Below are 16894 nucleotides of genomic sequence, written 5' to 3'. Positions count from 1 at the left end.
CATGTATGTAGCCGTAAAGGGTGGTGAAAAGGCCATCCGCAACGCCCACAAGCTCATGGCCAAGCGCCGCCGGGGCGACACCTCCGTCCCCTCACTGACGCTGGAGCAGATCGCCCAGCAGCTGTCCCATGCTGTCGCCCGTGTCATGGGCGAAGGCTCGCTCTACGACGAGATGCTGGCCGCGCTTGCCATCAAGCAGGCGCGCGGAGACCTGATCGAAGCCGCGTTCCTGATGCGTGCCTACCGCACGACCCTGCCACGGTTCGGCTACAGCCAGCCGATTGACACCGCAAAGATGCTGGTGGAACGGCGCGTTTCAGCCACCTACAAGGACCTGCCGGGCGGCCAGGTGCTGGGCCCGACCTTCGACTACAGCCACCGCCTTCTGGATTTCGCGTTGGCCGCCGAAGAGGACGGTCTCGAAAAGCCTGTCGAAACAGCTGCCGCTGAAGAAGGCAGCATGCCGCGCGTCACCGACCTGCTTGGCGATGAAGGCCTGATGGAGCCGGACCCGGTAACCGACGAGGATGCGCCCGTCGGCGACCTGACCCGCGAGCCCCTGTCCTTCCCGGCCGACCGGGACCTGCGCCTGCAGAACCTTGCTCGTGGCGACGAAGGCTTCCTGCTGGCATTGGCCTATTCCACCCAGCGCGGCTACGGCCGCACACACCCTTTCGCCGGCGAAATCCGCTACGGCGAGGTCGAGGTGGAATTCTTCGCCGAGGAACTCGGCTTTGCCGTGACGCTCGGCGCCATCAAGGTAACCGAGTGCCAGATGGTCAACCAGTTCAAGGGTTCGGCCAAGACCGCCCCGACCTTCACCCGGGGTTACGGTCTCGTGTTCGGGCAGGTGGAGAGAAAGGCCATGTCCATGGCCATGGTCGACCGTTCCATGCGGTGGCAGGAACTTGGCGAGGAACAGTCCGCCCCGGCTCAGGATGTCGAATTCGTCCTGTCCCATTCAGACAACATCCAGGCGACCGGTTTCGTCGAACACTTGAAGCTGCCGCATTACGTCGATTTCCAGGCTGAACTCGATCTGGTGCGCCGGATGCGCGGCGAATGGTTCGAAAAACGCCGCCACGAAGAAGAAGAGGGCAGCACCACCCAGGAGGCGGCGGAATGAGCAGCGGACTTAGTCATATGACGTTCATCGTCAGTGATCTGGACAGGATGACGAATGTGCTGACGACAGTGCTCGGGGCCCGGGAAGTCTACTCCAGTGAAGAGGCCACCTTTTCCCTTTCTCCGGAGAAGTTCTTTCTGGTCGGTGACGTCTGGATCGCGATCATGCAGGGCGATGCCCTGAACGAGCGCACCTACAATCACGTGGCTTTTAAGATCGAAGAGGAAGACTTCGACACGAAGCTGGCAGACATCGAGCGCCTTGGCCTGGAAGTCAAACCACCGCGCGCCCGCGTCGAAGGTGAAGGCAGGTCCATCTACTTCTACGACAACGACAATCACCTGTTCGAGCTGCACACCGGAACGCTGGACATGCGCCTCGACCACTATCGCCGGATACTCAGGGAACGGAGTGCTGCGCAATGAACGACACGGCTCAGATTTTCGAACAGGGCGAATACAACTTCGCCTATCTGGATGAGCAGACCAAGCGCATGATCCGCCGGGCAATCCTGAAGGGCATCGCGATACCGGGTTACCAGGTGCCTTTCGCCTCGCGCGAAATGCCGATGCCCTATGGCTGGGGCACCGGCGGGGTGCAGGTCACGGCGGCAATTCTGGGCAAGGACGATTGCCTGAAGATGATCGACCAGGGCTCCGACGACACCACCAACGCGGTTTCCCTGCGCGGTTTCTTCGAAAAGACCGCCGGCGTGCGCACGACCTACGAGACGTCGGAGGCAAGCGTCATCCAGACCCGCCACCGGATTCCGGAAAAGGCCCTGCGCGAAGACCAGATCATCGTCTTCCAGGTGCCCATTCCCGAGCCCCTGCGTTTCCTGGAGCCACGCGAAACCGAGACCCGGAAGATGCATGCGCTCGAGGATTACGGCCTCATGCATGTGAAGCTTTACGAGGACATCGCCAAGAACGGCCATATCGCCACTACCTACGCCTATCCGGTGAAGGTCAACGACCGCTACGTGATGGATCCTTCGCCGACGCCGAAGTTCGACAACCCGAAGATCGAGCAGATGGCGGCGCTTCAGCTTTACGGTGCCGGGCGTGAGAAACGCATCTACGCCATTCCGCCCTACACCAAGGTGAAGAGCCTCGACTTTGAGGACTATCCTTTCGAGGTGCAGAAATTCGACAAGCCCTGCGGCCTGTGCGGCGCGGAGAATGTCTATCTCGACGAGGTGATCCTGGATGACAAGGGCGGGCGCATGTTCGTCTGCTCCGACAGCGACTATTGCGAGGAACGGCGCGCGGACGGCCACCTCGGCCCGATGGCGGCCGATCCGGCGGCACACCAGTTCGGCGCCACCCAGGCAGAGGAGGCCGCCCGATGAACGCCTTTCCCTCCGCGGACCCGCTGCTGCAGGTTCATAACGTCACACGCTACTATGGCGACCGCATCGGCTGCGCCGATGTCTCCTTCGATCTCTGGCCCGGCGAAGTGCTGGCCATCGTCGGCGAAAGCGGCTCCGGCAAGACCACATTGCTCAACTGCCTGTCGACACGGCTCGCGCCGACGGCGGGAGCGATCGAATACCGCATGCGTGACGGCACCATGCGCAACCTCTATCAGCTGACCGAGGCCGAGCGCCGCCTGCTGATGCGCACCGACTGGGGGTTCGTGCACCAGAATGCTGCGGACGGCCTGCGCATGAACGTTTCCGCAGGCGCCAACGTCGGCGAAAGGCTGATGGCGGTTGGCGAGCGCCACTATGGCAACATCCGCTCCACCGCCGACGACTGGTTGGGCCGGGTGGAAATCGACAGCGACCGGATCGACGACGATCCGCGCTCCTTCTCCGGCGGCATGCGCCAGCGCCTGCAGATCGCCCGCAACCTCGTCACGAGACCAAGGCTGGTCTTCATGGACGAGCCAACAGGCGGTCTGGACGTTTCCGTGCAGGCACGTCTTCTCGACCTCTTGCGCCGACTGGTGGCCGATCTCGGACTTTCCGTGGTCATCGTCACCCACGACCTTGCGGTCGCCCGGCTGCTGTCGCACCGGATCATGGTGATGCGCCACGGCAACGTCATCGAAAGCGGCCTGACGGACCAGGTGCTCGACGATCCGCGCGAGCCCTATACCCAGCTGCTTGTTTCTTCCATTCTCCAGGTATGAGGACCGAAATGCCCGTACGCCTCTATCTCAACAACGTCGGCAAGTCCTTCACCATGCACCTGCAGGGCGGAACCGTCATTCCTGTGGTCGAGAAAGTCGAATTCTCGGTGAATTCCGGCGAATGTGTCGTCCTTGGCGGCCCTTCCGGTGCCGGCAAGAGTTCGATCCTCAAGATGATCTACGGCAACTACCGCTGTGACGAGGGTCAGATCCTTGTGACCGTCGGCGATGAAATCGTCAACATTGCCGGCGCCGAGCCGCGCAAGGTCCTGCGCCTGCGTGAAGACACGATCGGCTATGTCAGCCAGTTCCTGCGCACCATCCCGCGTGTTTCGGCCGAAGACGTCGTCGCCGAGCCGCTTATCGCCCAGGGCACCAGCGAGGAGGAGGGCGTCGACAAGGCCCGCTCCCTGCTGTCGCGGCTGAATGTGCCCGAACGCCTGTGGACCCTGCCGCCCGCCACGTTCTCCGGCGGCGAGCAGCAGCGCGTGAACATCGCCAGGGGGGTCATTGCCCATTATCCGATCCTGCTGCTGGATGAGCCAACCGCCTCTCTCGACGCTGCCAACCGGGCCGTGGTCGTCCGTCTGGTGGAAGAAAAGAAAACCCAGGGCGTTGCCATGGTGGGCATTCTGCACGACCAGGACGTCCGGGAACAGATCGCCGACCGCATCATCGACGTGACCGGTTTCAGCGCGGAGGCAGCCGCCTGAGCCACGAGATGAGGAAAGGCTTGCAGACGGGCGGAAACTGTCACAGAAAAGTCACCGCCCGCCTTTAGGTCACTCCCTCAGAAAGTTGAAGGATGTGGCCCTGCCACATCCCGGCCAAACCACATTTCAAAATCGCGATTTTCTTCATGCGCTACGCCCTCTATTTCGCCGCCGATGCCGACGACCGCCTGATGCAGCTCGGAAATTCCTGGCTCGGGCGCGATCCCTTTTCCGGCACGGCCCTTCCGCAACCGGAGCTGCCCGGCATGACATCGGCACGTTTCCAGGAGGTGACGACCGACCCCCGGCGCTATGGATTTCACGGGACTTTGAAAGCCCCGTTTTCGCTTGCAGCCGATCAGACCGAGGCAGCGCTACTGGACGCCTGCGCAGCCTTTGCGGCGGAAATCGCCCCTTACGAGATAGAAGCGCTCGGCGTGAACAGGCTTGGCCGCTTTCTGGCGCTGACCCCTGAGGCAGAAGAGCCGGCCCTGCGCGCCTTCGCCGGCCTGTGCGTGCGTCGCTTCGAGCCGTTCCGCGCACCACTGTCCGAGGCGGATCTTGAGCGCCGCCGCAAGAGCGGACTGTCGGAAAGGCATGACACCTATCTCGTCAGGTGGGGCTATCCCTATATCTTCGATGAATTCCGCTTCCACCTGACCCTTTCCAACAAACTGGAAGACGACAGCGACATGGAGCGGATGGCAAATGCCGCCCAGGACCACTTTGCGGATGTCATCGGCAAGAAGCGGCTGTGCCGCCACGTTGCGCTCTACACCGAAGCCGAACGCGGCGCGCCTTTCCAGGTCCATACCGTCTTTCAGCTGACCGGCAGCGTCGCTCCCGCCGACGCGCTCAGCCAGGCCGAGCGTCTTTCCCAAGAGGAATCTGCATGAGCAAGCATCCCAAAGTCTTCAAGAATGCCAGTCTGGTTCTCGCAGGCGAAGTGTTCGACGGTTCCCTGACGGTCGATGATGCCGGTCTGATTTCCGGCATCGGGTCACCGACCGAGGTCGACGGGCATGATTGCGAAGGCGACTACCTGCTGCCAGGCCTGGTCGAACTGCACACCGACCACCTGGAAACCCACTATGCGCCGCGTCCCAAGGTGCGCTGGAGCCCGGTTTCCGCCGTGCAGGCCCACGACGCCCAGATCGCGTGTTCCGGCATCACCACCGTGTTCGACGCGCTGCGCGTCGGCATGGATGAAGACGCGGACCTTGGCTATTCGGATATGCGCGCGCTTGCGGATGCCATTGAAACCGGCCAGCGGGAAAACCGCCTGCGCGCAGACCATTTCATCCACCTGCGCTGCGAAGTGTCTGCACCCGACGTGCTCAGCGCCTTCAAGGTGTTCGAGGACGACGACAGCATCCGCCTGATCTCGCTGATGGACCACACCCCCGGCCAGCGCCAGTTCGTGTCGATGGATGCCTACAAGATCTATTATCAGGGCAAGAAGGGCTTCACCGACGCCCAGATGGACGATTTCATCCGCAAGCGCCAGGCGCGCGCCAGCAGTCTTGCTCCTGAAAACCGCAAGCATCTCTCGGCCATCGCCCAATCGCGCGGCATCGCCATCGCCAGCCACGACGACGCCACCACCGCCCATGTGGACGAAGCGATTTCACTGCAGACGAAAATCGCCGAGTTTCCGACCACGCTGGAAGCCGCCAAGGCATCTCACGAAGCCGGTATGGCTGTTCTGATGGGGGCGCCGAACGTCGTGCGCGGCGGATCCCATTCCGGCAATATCTCGGCGAAGGCGCTTGCCGAAGCGGGCGTTCTGGATGTGCTCTCCTCTGACTATGTGCCGATTTCGCTGCTGCAGGCTGCGTTCCAGCTGGCAGCAGAGGTCGAGGCGATTGCCCTGCCACAGGCAGTCGCCATGGTCACGGCGACGCCCGCGAAGGCCATTGGCCTGCAAGACCGGGGCACCCTGGAACCCGGCCTCAGGGCCGATCTCATCCAGGTGAAAATGGTTGGTGACATCCCGATCGTGCGCGGCGTCTGGCGCGAGGGCAAACGGGTTGCCTGAGGCTGCATCAGACATGACAGAAAAACTCGGCCCCGGCCGCATGGTGCTCGTGGTCGGCCCGAGCGGAGCCGGCAAGGACACATTGATGGCCGCGCTCAAGGCCCGTCTGGCGGGCCGGACGGACGTCAGCTTCGCCCGGAGAGCGATCACCCGGCAGGCTGATGTCGAGGCTGAGGATCACGACACGCTTTCGCGCGCCGAATTCGATCAGCTGAAAGCTGCCGGAAAGATTGCCCTGTGCTGGGAGGCCCACGGGCTCGGCTACGTCATCCCGCAAAGCTACGACCGGGCAATCGAAGCGGGCGCAACCGTGATTGCCAATGGCTCGCGCAAGGTATTGAAGCACGCAGAGGACAAGTACCGAAACGCCAGCGTTCTGCTGATCACCGCGCCGGTCGAAGTCCTTGCCGAACGCCTCGCCGCACGTGGCCGCGAAAGCAGACAGGAAATAGAGGAACGGCTGCGCCGTGCCGACCTTGAACCGGAAAACGTCGCCAATCTGATCCGCATCGAAAACACCGGCACGGTGGAGGATGCGGTCGACAGGATGGTCGCCGCACTCGGCCTTTGACCTCAACCGTACCCGTCTCTAATCCGCAAACGCGCTCTGAACGGCCTGACTGAAAATCAGGGCCCTGGCATCCAGTGCGTCCTGATGATCACCGTCGAACGCGTGAACCATGGTGCGGAACTGTTTTGCTTCTTCGCCCAGTTCGGGCTCCCCGACCGCCCGGCGGAGATGGATCAGGGCGTGTTCGTGCCTGACCACAAGGTCTGCCAGATGGAGGGCGGAACCGATCATGTAGGCCCGATACTGCAGGCGTTTGACATGATCGAGCCTGTGAACATCCGGTTCCTGCAAAAGCTGCCAGAATCCGATGACATTCCTGCAAGCGGTGCGCATCAGGCGACCGCATTTCTCTTCGTCTGACCGGGACATGCTTGCCTCGCAAGATTCGCCTCGACCACTCAAGCGTAGCGCTACACCCGGAAACTGCAATGAACCAGAAGAGTCATGATGCGTCATTACACGCCCAGATTCATTGATTTCGAAATTATTGTTTTTGGACAAAGCCTTGTGCGGTGGACTGCGGCCGGAAAACCTTCATTTTGAGGCCAGAAAATACAACCACAGGGTAGAACTTTGGTTCACATCCGGGTCAACGGGCGCCCGCAGCGATCGCCTGATTGATTTTCAAACCCGCATTCACGGCGTGATAGATCGGGAAAGGTGTGCGCTGTGACAGGTCGATGTCCCGCCTCAGCCACTCCTGCTCTTCCAGAACACCAAGGGACTTCGACAGGGCCCGGTCCGTCACCGGTCCGAGGTCTGACTTGATCGCCGAAAACCGGCTTGGCGCCCCGGTTACTGCCAGGATAGGCACCGTCCAGCTGCGTCGCAGTACCGAAAAGGCATCCTCGTTCGGAACGATCTCCTCGATCCGGCTCGCCATGGCAGCAACAGCCTTGCCTTTGTCCGTCAGCCGAAACTCGGGCCGCAGGGGATGGCCGTGGCCGGGGTTCCGCTCCAGCAGTCCAAGCTGGAACAGATGTTCAAGGCTTGCTGCAAAAGAACTGCGACTCGCCCCTGTCGCCGCGATCAGCGGGGCTTGCCGACCGGAAACACCTGCATGCAACTGAGCCAGAATTTTCAGCGACCAGGCTTTGGATGTGAGGTTGACAAGAAGCTGCATATTCATATTTTATAGCTACTATACTTTTGATACATAGGAAAGTCTCATGCCTGTCGTTTCTCTGGATAATACGATCACTCTCGCCCTCTCCGTTCGCGACAGGCATGCAAGTGCCGACTGGTACGCGCAAAAACTCGGATTCGAGTTGCTCTATCATATGGACGAAGCTGGTTGGAGCGAGTTGGCAACCCGAACCGAAGGCGTGACCCTGGGACTGGGCGAACAATCCGAACCCACGCCCGGAAACACGGTTCCCGTCTTCGGCGTGGCCGATATCGCAGGTGCCCGCAGTGCGCTGGAAGAGGCCGGTGTCAAATTCGACGGAGCGACGGAGACCATCGAAGGCATGGTCAGCACCGCAACCTTCTACGATCCGGATGGCAACGCGCTCATGCTTGCTCAGGACCTGTCCAAATAGGCGGCTCACAAGGAACGCCCCCCGAAGAACATCGGCACATCCGGCCGGGCGACCGACCGGATGCTGTCTGCAGCGGGTTTTCGCAAACATCCAAGGCACGAAATTACGATCTGACAGGCAACCGGCGACAGAAATACGTCATGCTTCCCAGAGGAAGCTGACGAATGACGCAAAGGAATAGTCGACACAAAATCTTTGCATTGCCAGAATAGTCGACTACTCTCTTATTCTTGATCTCATTCTGAAAATCGAGTTCTGCGGCATGCCTGCGACATTGTTTGAAAAGTACGGCGGCTTCGGGTCGGTGAGCCGCATCGTAATGACCTTTTACGACAAGGTTCTCGATTCCGACGAGATCGGTGACTTTTTCGACGACGTCGACATGACCCGCCTGATCGATCATCAGACCAAGTTTATCTCCTATCTGTTGGGCGGGCCGGTCAGCTACTCGGAAGAGCGGCTGAGACGGACCCATGCCACCCTTGACCTGAAAAACGAGGACTTTGACGAAGTTGCACGTCTCCTGCGCGAGACGCTGGTGGAACACAAGTTCGACCCTGCAGACATCAAGTCCGTGATGTCGGCAATCGAAGCGCGACGTTCCGCCATCCTTTCGACCGGTGCGACATGAGCATCACCGCCATCAACCAGCAGCTCTTGCGTGCGATCGGGGTCGGCATTGCCGTCGTCAACAGCAAGGACCTCCAGTTCCTGTTCCAGAACGCTCCGTTTTCCGATTGGTTCGGCAAGCCGGAAGCCGTCACCACGCTTGCCGATCTGCTGCCGGATATCGACATCGAACAGCTTCGTGAAGCAATCAAAGAGCAGGGACGCTTTTCCGGAGAAGTCTCCGTCAAGCTCAAGCGCCGGACCCTGGTTATCGCCCTGACCGTTTCGCCAGCTGAAGAACAGGACTTCCTCGTCGTTGAGTGCCAGAACATCACGCGGATCCGCGAACTGGAGTCGATGATCGACAGTTACTCCTCCATGGTAGAGCGGAATACGCGCGAACTGGAACGCGAGAAGGAACGTGTCGAGCGTTTGCTGCTCAACCTGATGCCGCGTTCGGTCTACGAGGAGTTCAAGACCTTCGGTGTCGTCACGCCGCAGCTTTACGAGAGCGTTTCCGTGGTCATGCTCGACTTCGTGGACTTCACGAAATTCTCCGCAGAGCACGACCCGACGGTGACGCTTGGAGAACTGAACGACATCTTTACCGCATTCGACCGTATCGCCGAGCAATTCGGTTGTGAGCGCATAAAGACCATCGGCGATGCCTATCTTGCCGTTTCAGGCATGCCCGAGCCCTCACCGGATCACATGCGCGCTGTTGCCAACTGCGCCGTCCGCTTCATTCGTTACCTGGAGCGCCGAAACCAGAGCCATCAACACAAGTGGCGGGCGCGTGTCGGACTGGGTACGGGATCGGCAGTCGGTTCCGTCGTCGGAATCCAGAAGTACGTTTATGACGTCTTCGGCTCGGCAGTGAACCTTGCCGCACGACTGCAGGAATTCGCCAATCCCATGTGCGTCGTTGCACCGGATGCCATGAAGGAATTCCTGGTGGATGAGTTTCACCTGGAAGACCTTGGCAAACGCGAGATCCGCAGCTTCGGAGAAATGCGGCTGATGCGGGTCAGCCCCGGCGTCGAACTGGCCCATCGGGCGCGGCAGTTCTGACCGGACAACAAGTCCGCTGCCAGATCACTCGCACTGCCGAAACCTGCCCGCTCAGTCCCACGACAAAAGCAAAGGTGCGGCCCCGAAACGCAGCACCATTGCGCCAATGTGCTGTCAGTTCTTGTTTTTCTTCTTGTTTCCGAACACGTTGCCCAAAAGGCCGGAAGGCAGGCCGAAGCCTTCTTCTACCGCTTTCAGAACTTCCTCGTCATCGACCTCGCCGTCCAGAACCTTCTGAACGTCGATCTGGGTCTTGCCGCCGGTCGCCTGGTTGATGACCTTGTTCGCCTGGTCAACCAGCTCCTGGGACGGTTCCTTCTTTCCCTGAAGAATGGAGATCAGCTCACCGCCGGTCTGCTGCAGTTGCTTGTAGGCTGCCTCCGGGTTTTCCAGAATACCCTTGATGTCCGGATAGATCCGCGGATCGTTCCACGGACCTTCGATCACGATGGGCACACCTAGGCCGGCCAGCTTCTTGTCTTCGCCCTTCCGCCGAGGCTGCGGGGCCTGGCCTTCCAGCGTCGGCACGATCTTCGGCTCCACACGCCAGGAAAGTCGCTGCGCCGGCATGTCCGTCGTGCCCTTGCCGGTCATGCGAACCAGCGGCCCGATCAGCGACAGATCGTCGGTCTTGGCAATGCCGTTCTGGATCTGGAACGTTGACCCGAGCGAGCTGAAATCGGTCTTGGCCGACGGATTGGCCTGCCATCCGAGCAACGTCTCCACCGACAGGCCACGCACTATCTGCGGCACGTTGATGCCCTTGATCGCGCCGTCGGCGAACGTGTAGTTGGCTGTCCCGTTCAGGGCCTGCACCAATGCCTGTTCGCTGCCGCCTTTGGAGGTAACATCCAGGTTGATGTTGGCCTTGCCTTCGATCCAGCTGAAATCGGCTGCATCACGCAGCAACGGATAGGCATTGAGGTTGGCGAGAGCAAATTTCGCGGCAACTTGAGGTGTTGCGGACGCCCCGTTGAGCGTAACCGTACCGGTGCCGGAGCCGCCGTAAAGTGCCAGCTTTTCCAGGTTCGCAGTCAGCACACCGTTCTTGATGGTGGTCGACAGGGCGCTCTGGTCGATCTTGATCTTGTCCCAGCGGATTTCGCTGGTGGTCAGCTTGAAGTCCGCGTCGATCGCATTGAGGCCGGAGAAATCTATCGGCTCTGTACTCCAGCCACCTGCCCCACCGCGTTTGCCGCCGCCAGCCGAGGAATTTCCGGACGCCTGGCCAGAACCGCCACCACCGCCGCTGCCTGCACCCGAAGACGATGCGCCGCCGAGATAGGGGTCGAGCACAAGTTCCCGCAGATCCAGCCGCGCCGTAACGCTTGGCTTGCCACCAAGGACGATCCGTCCGTTGGCTTCACCCGACGTATCGTCCAGCGTGAACCGTGTTTCCTCGAATGAAATCGTCTCGCCTGCAACGCCGAAGATACCCGAAGCCTTGAAGCGCTTCAGACCGCCACCGCTGCCAAGCGGTTTGCCGAGCCACGCCATGAGCCCGCGCAGGTCGGCAGTATCGACGCTGACCGCACCATCAAGCGCACCGTCACGCGAAGCCCGACCATTGAAGCCGGCGCTCACGCGATTGCCTTTCACGCTCACGGAAACCGGCGCAGCTCCCCCCGCCAGCAGGCGAGCGGTATCGCCTTCGCCGGTCAGGCTGAACGCTTCGCCGCGCCAGGACAAGGCACCGCTGAGCGATATCGGGTTTTCCAGTCCCTGCAGATCGATATCCATGGCAAGGTTCGTCAGGCGGTCCGCTTCCGGATCGCCGCCGACCGCCGAAGCAAGCCCAAGTCCGCCAATCTCGCCCTCGGCGATACGTACGGACCCCGTGATATCAAGACCGGCAAGCAGTTCTTCCCCTGTCTGCCCAACGGTTGCAAAGGCAAGGTCGAGGCTGAGTTTGCCGCTTGCAGGCAAATCCCTGCCCGCCAGCTGCAGGAGATCGGCAATCGAACCGTCTTTCAGCACCAGCCGGCCGGAGACTTCAGGAACGCTCCCCGACAGATCCGCGTCCGCCGCACCGCCAAGAGACAGTTGGCCAAGCGTGATGTCGAGATCAGCCAGCGACAGCATGGCCTCGGTGCCTGCAACCTTGGCCGACACGGCAAAAGCACCCGGATCGGCGGCAAGGTCCTGCCCGGCCAGCGCTGCAAGCGCTTTCAGGGAAGGACCGGCTGCAGAAAGGGCCAATTCGGCGCGCATCGGATCGAGGCCGGATTGACCGGTGACGGAGACGCTGTTTTCACCGCTGGAAATTTTCAGGTCCACCGGAACCTGCTCCCCGCCCATGAGAGCGAGCGGGTTGGTCAGGGATCCTGCGACGGCGACCGGCATTTCGCGGAACGTGAAACTGGATGTCAGATCCACCTCACCCGACAGGCTGGGCGCCTGCAGGCTGAGATCAAGGTTGGAGATACGAACCGGCTCGGCAGCATCCGGCGCCTTGTAGGTCACCGTGCCACCAGTGATCTGCAGGCTGTCGACACCAATGCTCTTGAGATAGCCCTCGGGAGCTGCGGCTGTTTCTGCCGGCTCTGCTTCAGACGCAGGCGCTGGCGTGGCTTCCGCCACCGCATCGGTTTCAGCGTCGCCGGTTTCAGCCTCGATCAAGTCGCCAATGTCGCTGATGTCGCGGCGGGGCTCCCAGCTCGTGGTGCCGTTCGGGCCGATTTCCAGATAGATGTCCGGCTTGTCCAGGGCAATTCCGGTCACCTGGATATTGCCGGAAACCAGACCACCCCAGGCGAGCCCAAATTCGACACGCTCGGCCTTGGCAAACTCGATTCCGTCGGCACCGGCCTCGCCGGCAAGGCCGATATCTTCCGCGACCAGCGAAAATCCGGGAAACAGCGACAAGGACACAGGTCCGTCCAGGCGCACGCGCCAGCCAAAGCGCTTGTCCACCTGCTCAACTACCTGACGCTTGATTTCGTCCTTGGGCAGGAACAGCGGCACCACCAGAATGATGGTTACCAGCATGAACAGCAGACTGCCCAGTCCGATCAAAAGCCGACGCATTTAGTGTCTCCCCGTCGCGAATCGGTCCCCAATGTAGACCAATCGGGCCGGAACGTCCCCAAGCAGAAGCAACCGCTTTCGCAGGAAAGGAGACAGAACGATCAAATACCGGCACATCGGTCTACAACACCGCATACCGCCCCTGGGACCGGCATACGATCCCGATCACTGTGCCAGCCGATTTTGACAAAAGCAGGAAGTCTGCCGAATTTGCCCCCGGTTGGCACCATTCAGGCTGAAAACAGCCTGAATGGTGCAGGATCCGGCCGTCCGATGCTCTGTCTCAGGACAGGGCAAACATGTGATTGTCCCAGGAAATGCCCGGTGGGCGAGCCAGAATTTCCGCCGGCTGGGCAGGATCCTCAACAAGAGACAATGCCCCGTTGCCGTCAGATATCAGAAAGCTGCCCTGATCGATCGGCGCAACGCCGCATCCGTCGGCAATGGCCTCGGCACCCAGGAATGCGCCGGTATCGGCCTTCCAGAACAACGTCTGCCCACCCCTTGGAGCGGACGTTGCAATCACCTCACCGCTTGCGTTTGCGGTCACCGAGCCGATGTAGTTCTGAAGGCCTGACGCGATACCTGTCGGAATTTCCGTCAAGATGGGGGCTTCGTCCCGCGAAAACACGCCAACCAGAGGCGGCAGGTCTGTTTCCGGCCCCTCGAACTGACCGCCGACCCACGCCCGCCCTTGTCCGTCCAGCGCCATATGCCGGAGCGACAGCTGGTGCAGGGAAGCGTCCAAAGCGTGGCTGGCATGAAGATCACCGGTTTCCCGGTCCAGGAACACCACGGTCGGCGCCATGGTGTCGAGATTGAGCTTTTCCCGCCCCTTGTCCGGATGGGTCATGATGCCGCCATTGGCAACGACAAGCGTGCGCCCGTCCGGCGCGAGCAGCAAGTCATGCGGACCGATGCCATGGGTCTCGATCTCGCCGATCCGCTGAACCTGACGGCCACTCATGTCGTAAACACCAATCACGCCACGGGCTACGGCATAGTCGTTTTCGACCGCATAGAGCAGTCTGCCATCAGCGGAAAAACAGCCATGTCCATAGTAATGGCGGCCAGGTTCCGCCGTGAGAACCTCCGGCTCCACATCCTGATATGGCCGAACCACGACAGCGAAAGTGCCGGGCCGGCGGGCGAAGGCCACAAATCTGGTCTTGTCGGGAGAAACCGCGACGCCGTGGCCCCGTCCCGGCAGACCGATCCTGGCCAGAACCTGTCCAAGGTCGTCGACAACACCGACTCCATAATCGCCGTTTTCAAGCTTGTAGGCGCTCACGAACAGTGGCACGCCGTCGGAAGCTTCCCGGTTCAGAAGGCTTGCCGCCAGCGTCGAGCCGGAAAATGCCGGCAAGGCGGCAAGGCCGCCGAGTGCTGCCAGAAAACCACGCCGGGAAAGGGGCTTAGTCACCATCGAGCGCATTAAAACCTCCAGCAAGTTCCAGGGCACCTGCAAGTTCAAGGGCAATCGTGTCGCGAAGCGATTTCAGCGTGATCGCCAGCACAACCATCTTGTCGTAGGCATCGCCTTCTTCGAAGGACTGGCGCAAGGGCGGATCCAGGGTCCCCAAAAGAGTGACAGCATTGCCAAACTCGAAGTCGAGCGTGTCGTAAATCCAGGTGAAATCGTCCGGCGTCAGGTCCTTCAGGTCCAGGGAAGCAATGGCCTTCTGAATGCCGAGCAGTTCGCCGTTGAGATAGACCACACTGTTGCCGGAGCGCGAGAACGGAAAGCGCGTCGCCCTGGCCTTGTCCTTGCCGGTTCCCAACGCCGGAAGTACATCCTGATCTCGCGCGATGATCAGCCCCGTGACCAGCGCGTTGAACACGCTTTCCAACGCTTCCTTCGACGTATGGAACCGCTCGTTGCCGCCTTCGGCTGTCAAGAGCACCTCGCTGTATCCGTCAGGATCCTGCCAGCCGGTAGCGATTTCGCTGGCCATGGCCGCAAGGTTTTCCGAAATTGCCAGAGCATAACCGCAGCTGAAGTCCTTGCCGTCGTCCGCCTGCCCAAGCCGAACCGCACTGTCCTTGTCGAAAGCAAGCAATTCCAGTGCTGTCAGCCCCTGAACCGCGACGCTCTTGTCCTTGAGCGTCGCCGCAGACAAGGCGTCCTTGTCTTCAGAAGCGAGAAGCTTGCGGATCTGGCGTTGCGTGATGCCACGCGGATCGGGCAGGAAGGCCAGCCGACTGAGGCGATCGTTGTCGATCAACGGGCCAAACCGCAAGAAATGCACATGGGAGAAATCCCGAACAGTGTCTGAAAAGGCCGTCCTGAACCCCTCGACCGATGCTTCGTCCGCATTTGCGCAGACCGCTCGAACAGCGTCCGGCAGATTTGCAGAGGTTTCGGCAAACGCACCGGTTGCCGGTTGGATATAGGCCTCGATCAGATTGTCGAGTTTCGGCTCGTAGTCCGTGGCGAACGCGGGCTGGGCGATAACGGCTCCGGAAACGAGAGCGGCAAATAGCAAACAGCGCATCAAAGGGACTCCAGAAAACGTATAAGCGATTGTCGGTCGGCGGGCGGAAGCGCAACCACAGCGTCGCGCGCCTGTCGGGCTTCGCCGTCGTGCCACAGGACCGCTTCCAGCAGATTGCGTGCACGGCCGTCGTGCAGGAACCGGGTGTGATTGTTGACAGTCTCGGTCAGGCCAATGCCCCATAGCGGCGGCGTACGCCACTCCTGTCCACTGGCGTCACCCACCGGGCGATTGTCAGCAAGGGCTTCCCCCATGTCATGTAACAGGAAATCCGAATAAGGCCAGATCAACTGGAACCTGTGCGCCGGATTTTCCGCCTTTCGACTGGTCACGAATTTCGGTTGGTGGCAGGCCGGACAGCCCGACTGGTAGAAAACCTGCTTGCCTTTCAGCACCGCGGGATCATCCACGTCGCGGCGCATCGGCACCGCCAGGTTTTCCGAATAGAAAGTGACGAGATCCATGACCGGGTCCGGAGCTTCCGAGACACCAAGGTTTGCCTGTTCGCCATGAGGCAAGGCGCGGCAAGCTGTCTGCGCCTTGGTGCAGTCGCCGTAATTGTCCGGCATCTCGGGTGTCGAAATGCCGATATCGCCGGCAAACGCTGCTGCGGACTGGGCACGGATCGAGGGTTTGGAAGCCTTCCAGCCGAAACGGCCAAGCGTTAACGCACCCGTCGCGGGGTCACGAACCCGGCTGACCTTGCCGGAAATTCCATCACTGTCGATGTCGTCGGGGTCCGCAAGCGCTTCAATGTCGCCGGGATGAATGGCCTGTACCAGACCGAGGCCGATCATGGGCGGAGCCGCGCGGGCAGAAATCATGGTGTCGGGGTGCATGTCGCCATATCCAAGATCTCGGATCCTGTAGACGGGCTTCTGCAACACAGCCTTTTCCCCACCGTCCAGCGGAACCTCGATCTCCTCCACATCGATATCGAAGCGTCCTTCACCGGGCAGACCTGGCACAGCAAAAGTCTGGAACTGACCGCCGTAGGTCGGCTCCGGCACCAGCAGGATATCCTTGTCGGCAAGTGCCTGACGCTGCGCCTCGGACTGAGGCGGGATGGACAGGCGAAGGAACATGGAAACCGCGTCTTCACCCACCCGCGGCGGTCGGCCCCGGCCATCCTTCAAGTGACACCCCTGACAGGAGCGCGCGTTATAGAGCGGCCCCAGGCCATCCGATGCCTGTGTCGACGAGGGAGAAGACGCCCAGAGTTTCTTGAAAAGCCCGTTGCCTACCTTGAAGGTGGCCTGTTCTTCGAAGGTCAGATTGGCATTGGAGTGGGAATAGGCATCCCGGTTGATCCGCTTTCGGGACGTCCCGGCCCCGCCCTGCATGATTTCAAAGGCTTCAGCGGCTTCGAAATCGGCCGGCGGCTGCAGAACCTTCGCGGCCTTGACCCTGTCCTTGGCCGACAGATCATCCCGGTGAGACAGCGTATCATCTGAAAGAGCGGTTCCTGCCGCCAGGCAGAAACACAAAAAGACGCCCGTCATGGCGCCCGGTCTGGGGACCAGTCTCATATTCGCATCCTGACTGTAATCCGCGAGCCCCAATTCGC

17 protein-coding genes are annotated in these 16894 nt (G+C 60.9%); 11 read left to right on the top strand and 6 right to left on the bottom strand.

Annotated features, from left to right (window positions below):
* Position 1 precedes the first annotated feature (1 nt).
* The 8 genes from B0E33_RS13230 to phnN all read left to right on the top strand — a co-directional run bounded on the left by B0E33_RS13230 (position 2) and on the right by phnN (position 6584).
* Complete coding sequence (locus B0E33_RS13230; RefSeq protein WP_077291448.1) at positions 2-1126, top strand: carbon-phosphorus lyase complex subunit; 1125 nt, start codon at positions 2-4, stop codon at positions 1124-1126.
* A complete protein-coding gene (fosX, locus tag B0E33_RS13225; RefSeq protein ID WP_077291447.1) occupies positions 1123-1551 on the top strand; it encodes a FosX/FosE/FosI family fosfomycin resistance hydrolase in 429 nt (142 codons plus the stop codon). Before B0E33_RS13230 ends, fosX begins: the two co-directional genes overlap by 4 nt.
* Positions 1548-2477, top strand: coding sequence for an alpha-D-ribose 1-methylphosphonate 5-phosphate C-P-lyase PhnJ (locus B0E33_RS13220; protein WP_077291446.1), 930 nt, complete (start codon positions 1548-1550; stop codon positions 2475-2477). The genes fosX and B0E33_RS13220 overlap by 4 nt, the downstream gene beginning before the upstream one ends.
* Positions 2474-3262: a phosphonate C-P lyase system protein PhnK gene (gene phnK, locus B0E33_RS13215; protein WP_055660045.1), complete on the top strand. Its 789-nt coding sequence runs from the start codon at positions 2474-2476 to the stop codon at positions 3260-3262. The genes B0E33_RS13220 and phnK overlap by 4 nt, the downstream gene beginning before the upstream one ends.
* An 8-nt stretch (positions 3263-3270) precedes the next feature.
* Positions 3271-3975, top strand: a complete 705-nt coding sequence (phnL, locus tag B0E33_RS13210; protein ID WP_077291445.1) for a phosphonate C-P lyase system protein PhnL — start codon at positions 3271-3273, stop codon at positions 3973-3975.
* Positions 3976-4121: 146 nt separating this feature from the next.
* Entirely contained in the window at positions 4122-4871 is a 750-nt protein-coding gene (locus B0E33_RS13205) for a DUF1045 domain-containing protein (RefSeq protein WP_077293289.1), read from the top strand.
* Positions 4868-6013, top strand: a complete 1146-nt coding sequence (locus B0E33_RS13200; protein WP_077291444.1) for an alpha-D-ribose 1-methylphosphonate 5-triphosphate diphosphatase — start codon at positions 4868-4870, stop codon at positions 6011-6013. Before B0E33_RS13205 ends, B0E33_RS13200 begins: the two co-directional genes overlap by 4 nt.
* A gap of 13 nt (positions 6014-6026) precedes the next feature.
* Positions 6027-6584, top strand: a complete 558-nt coding sequence (phnN, locus tag B0E33_RS13195) for a phosphonate metabolism protein/1,5-bisphosphokinase (PRPP-forming) PhnN (RefSeq protein ID WP_077291443.1) — start codon at positions 6027-6029, stop codon at positions 6582-6584.
* Positions 6585-6602: 18 nt separating this feature from the next.
* On the opposite strand, the gene B0E33_RS13190 is transcribed toward phnN, so the two are convergent.
* Both B0E33_RS13190 and B0E33_RS13185 read right to left on the bottom strand, forming a co-directional pair.
* A complete protein-coding gene (locus tag B0E33_RS13190; protein ID WP_023002643.1) occupies positions 6603-6953 on the bottom strand; it encodes a hypothetical protein in 351 nt (116 codons plus the stop codon).
* Between the two features lie 220 nt (positions 6954-7173).
* A complete protein-coding gene (locus tag B0E33_RS13185) occupies positions 7174-7707 on the bottom strand; it encodes a winged helix-turn-helix transcriptional regulator (RefSeq protein ID WP_208992225.1) in 534 nt (177 codons plus the stop codon).
* A gap of 46 nt (positions 7708-7753) precedes the next feature.
* Here B0E33_RS13185 and B0E33_RS13180 point away from each other — a divergent pair, with 46 nt between their 5' ends.
* The 3 genes from B0E33_RS13180 to B0E33_RS13170 all read left to right on the top strand — a co-directional run bounded on the left by B0E33_RS13180 (position 7754) and on the right by B0E33_RS13170 (position 9805).
* Positions 7754-8125: a VOC family protein gene (locus tag B0E33_RS13180; RefSeq protein WP_077291442.1), complete on the top strand. Its 372-nt coding sequence runs from the start codon at positions 7754-7756 to the stop codon at positions 8123-8125.
* A gap of 262 nt (positions 8126-8387) precedes the next feature.
* Positions 8388-8756 carry a group I truncated hemoglobin gene (locus B0E33_RS13175; RefSeq protein ID WP_075282204.1) on the top strand — a complete coding sequence of 123 codons (369 nt, stop codon included), beginning with the start codon at positions 8388-8390 and terminating at the stop codon, positions 8754-8756.
* The gene (locus tag B0E33_RS13170; RefSeq protein ID WP_075282205.1) at positions 8753-9805 is read left to right on the top strand and encodes an adenylate/guanylate cyclase domain-containing protein; all 1053 of its coding nucleotides are present in this window, start codon (positions 8753-8755) and stop codon (positions 9803-9805) included. The genes B0E33_RS13175 and B0E33_RS13170 overlap by 4 nt, the downstream gene beginning before the upstream one ends.
* A gap of 114 nt (positions 9806-9919) precedes the next feature.
* Here B0E33_RS13170 and B0E33_RS13165 read toward each other — a convergent pair whose 3' ends face one another.
* The 4 genes from B0E33_RS13165 to B0E33_RS13150 form a co-directional block, all read right to left on the bottom strand.
* Entirely contained in the window at positions 9920-12832 is a 2913-nt protein-coding gene (locus B0E33_RS13165; protein WP_077291441.1) for an AsmA family protein, read from the bottom strand.
* A 283-nt stretch (positions 12833-13115) separates the two neighbouring features.
* A complete protein-coding gene (locus B0E33_RS13160) occupies positions 13116-14258 on the bottom strand; it encodes a DUF1513 domain-containing protein (RefSeq protein ID WP_077293287.1) in 1143 nt (380 codons plus the stop codon).
* Complete coding sequence (locus B0E33_RS13155) at positions 14248-15327, bottom strand: imelysin family protein (protein ID WP_077291440.1); 1080 nt, start codon at positions 15325-15327, stop codon at positions 14248-14250. The genes B0E33_RS13160 and B0E33_RS13155 overlap by 11 nt, the downstream gene beginning before the upstream one ends.
* The gene (locus B0E33_RS13150) at positions 15327-16856 is read right to left on the bottom strand and encodes a di-heme oxidoreductase family protein (RefSeq protein ID WP_077291439.1); all 1530 of its coding nucleotides are present in this window, start codon (positions 16854-16856) and stop codon (positions 15327-15329) included. The genes B0E33_RS13155 and B0E33_RS13150 overlap by 1 nt, the downstream gene beginning before the upstream one ends.
* Positions 16857-16894 lie beyond the last annotated feature (38 nt).

It is taken from the genome of Roseibium algicola, from assembly GCF_001999245.1.
GTDB classification, from domain to species: domain Bacteria; phylum Pseudomonadota; class Alphaproteobacteria; order Rhizobiales; family Stappiaceae; genus Roseibium; species Roseibium algicola.
The sequence above is the reverse complement of the archived record's forward strand: the minus strand, read 5'-3'. Positions and strand labels throughout refer to the sequence as shown.

What these genes read in the sequence shown, in the direction of transcription:
- B0E33_RS13230 (WP_077291448.1), top strand. Translation starts at nt 2, where the DNA reads ATGTATGTAGCCGTAAAGGGTGGTGAAAAGGCCATCCGCAACGCCCAC.
- fosX (WP_077291447.1), top strand. Translation starts at nt 1,123, where the DNA reads ATGAGCAGCGGACTTAGTCATATGACGTTCATCGTCAGTGATCTGGAC.
- B0E33_RS13220 (WP_077291446.1), top strand. Translation starts at nt 1,548, where the DNA reads ATGAACGACACGGCTCAGATTTTCGAACAGGGCGAATACAACTTCGCC.
- phnK (WP_055660045.1), top strand. Translation starts at nt 2,474, where the DNA reads ATGAACGCCTTTCCCTCCGCGGACCCGCTGCTGCAGGTTCATAACGTC.
- phnL (WP_077291445.1), top strand. Translation starts at nt 3,271, where the DNA reads ATGCCCGTACGCCTCTATCTCAACAACGTCGGCAAGTCCTTCACCATG.
- B0E33_RS13205 (WP_077293289.1), top strand. Translation starts at nt 4,122, where the DNA reads ATGCGCTACGCCCTCTATTTCGCCGCCGATGCCGACGACCGCCTGATG.
- B0E33_RS13200 (WP_077291444.1), top strand. Translation starts at nt 4,868, where the DNA reads ATGAGCAAGCATCCCAAAGTCTTCAAGAATGCCAGTCTGGTTCTCGCA.
- phnN (WP_077291443.1), top strand. Translation starts at nt 6,027, where the DNA reads ATGACAGAAAAACTCGGCCCCGGCCGCATGGTGCTCGTGGTCGGCCCG.
- B0E33_RS13190 (WP_023002643.1), bottom strand. Translation starts at nt 6,953, where the DNA reads ATGTCCCGGTCAGACGAAGAGAAATGCGGTCGCCTGATGCGCACCGCT.
- B0E33_RS13185 (WP_208992225.1), bottom strand. Translation starts at nt 7,707, where the DNA reads ATGCAGCTTCTTGTCAACCTCACATCCAAAGCCTGGTCGCTGAAAATT.
- B0E33_RS13180 (WP_077291442.1), top strand. Translation starts at nt 7,754, where the DNA reads ATGCCTGTCGTTTCTCTGGATAATACGATCACTCTCGCCCTCTCCGTT.
- B0E33_RS13175 (WP_075282204.1), top strand. Translation starts at nt 8,388, where the DNA reads ATGCCTGCGACATTGTTTGAAAAGTACGGCGGCTTCGGGTCGGTGAGC.
- B0E33_RS13170 (WP_075282205.1), top strand. Translation starts at nt 8,753, where the DNA reads ATGAGCATCACCGCCATCAACCAGCAGCTCTTGCGTGCGATCGGGGTC.
- B0E33_RS13165 (WP_077291441.1), bottom strand. Translation starts at nt 12,832, where the DNA reads ATGCGTCGGCTTTTGATCGGACTGGGCAGTCTGCTGTTCATGCTGGTA.
- B0E33_RS13160 (WP_077293287.1), bottom strand. Translation starts at nt 14,258, where the DNA reads ATGGTGACTAAGCCCCTTTCCCGGCGTGGTTTTCTGGCAGCACTCGGC.
- B0E33_RS13155 (WP_077291440.1), bottom strand. Translation starts at nt 15,327, where the DNA reads ATGCGCTGTTTGCTATTTGCCGCTCTCGTTTCCGGAGCCGTTATCGCC.
- B0E33_RS13150 (WP_077291439.1), bottom strand. Translation starts at nt 16,856, where the DNA reads ATGAGACTGGTCCCCAGACCGGGCGCCATGACGGGCGTCTTTTTGTGT.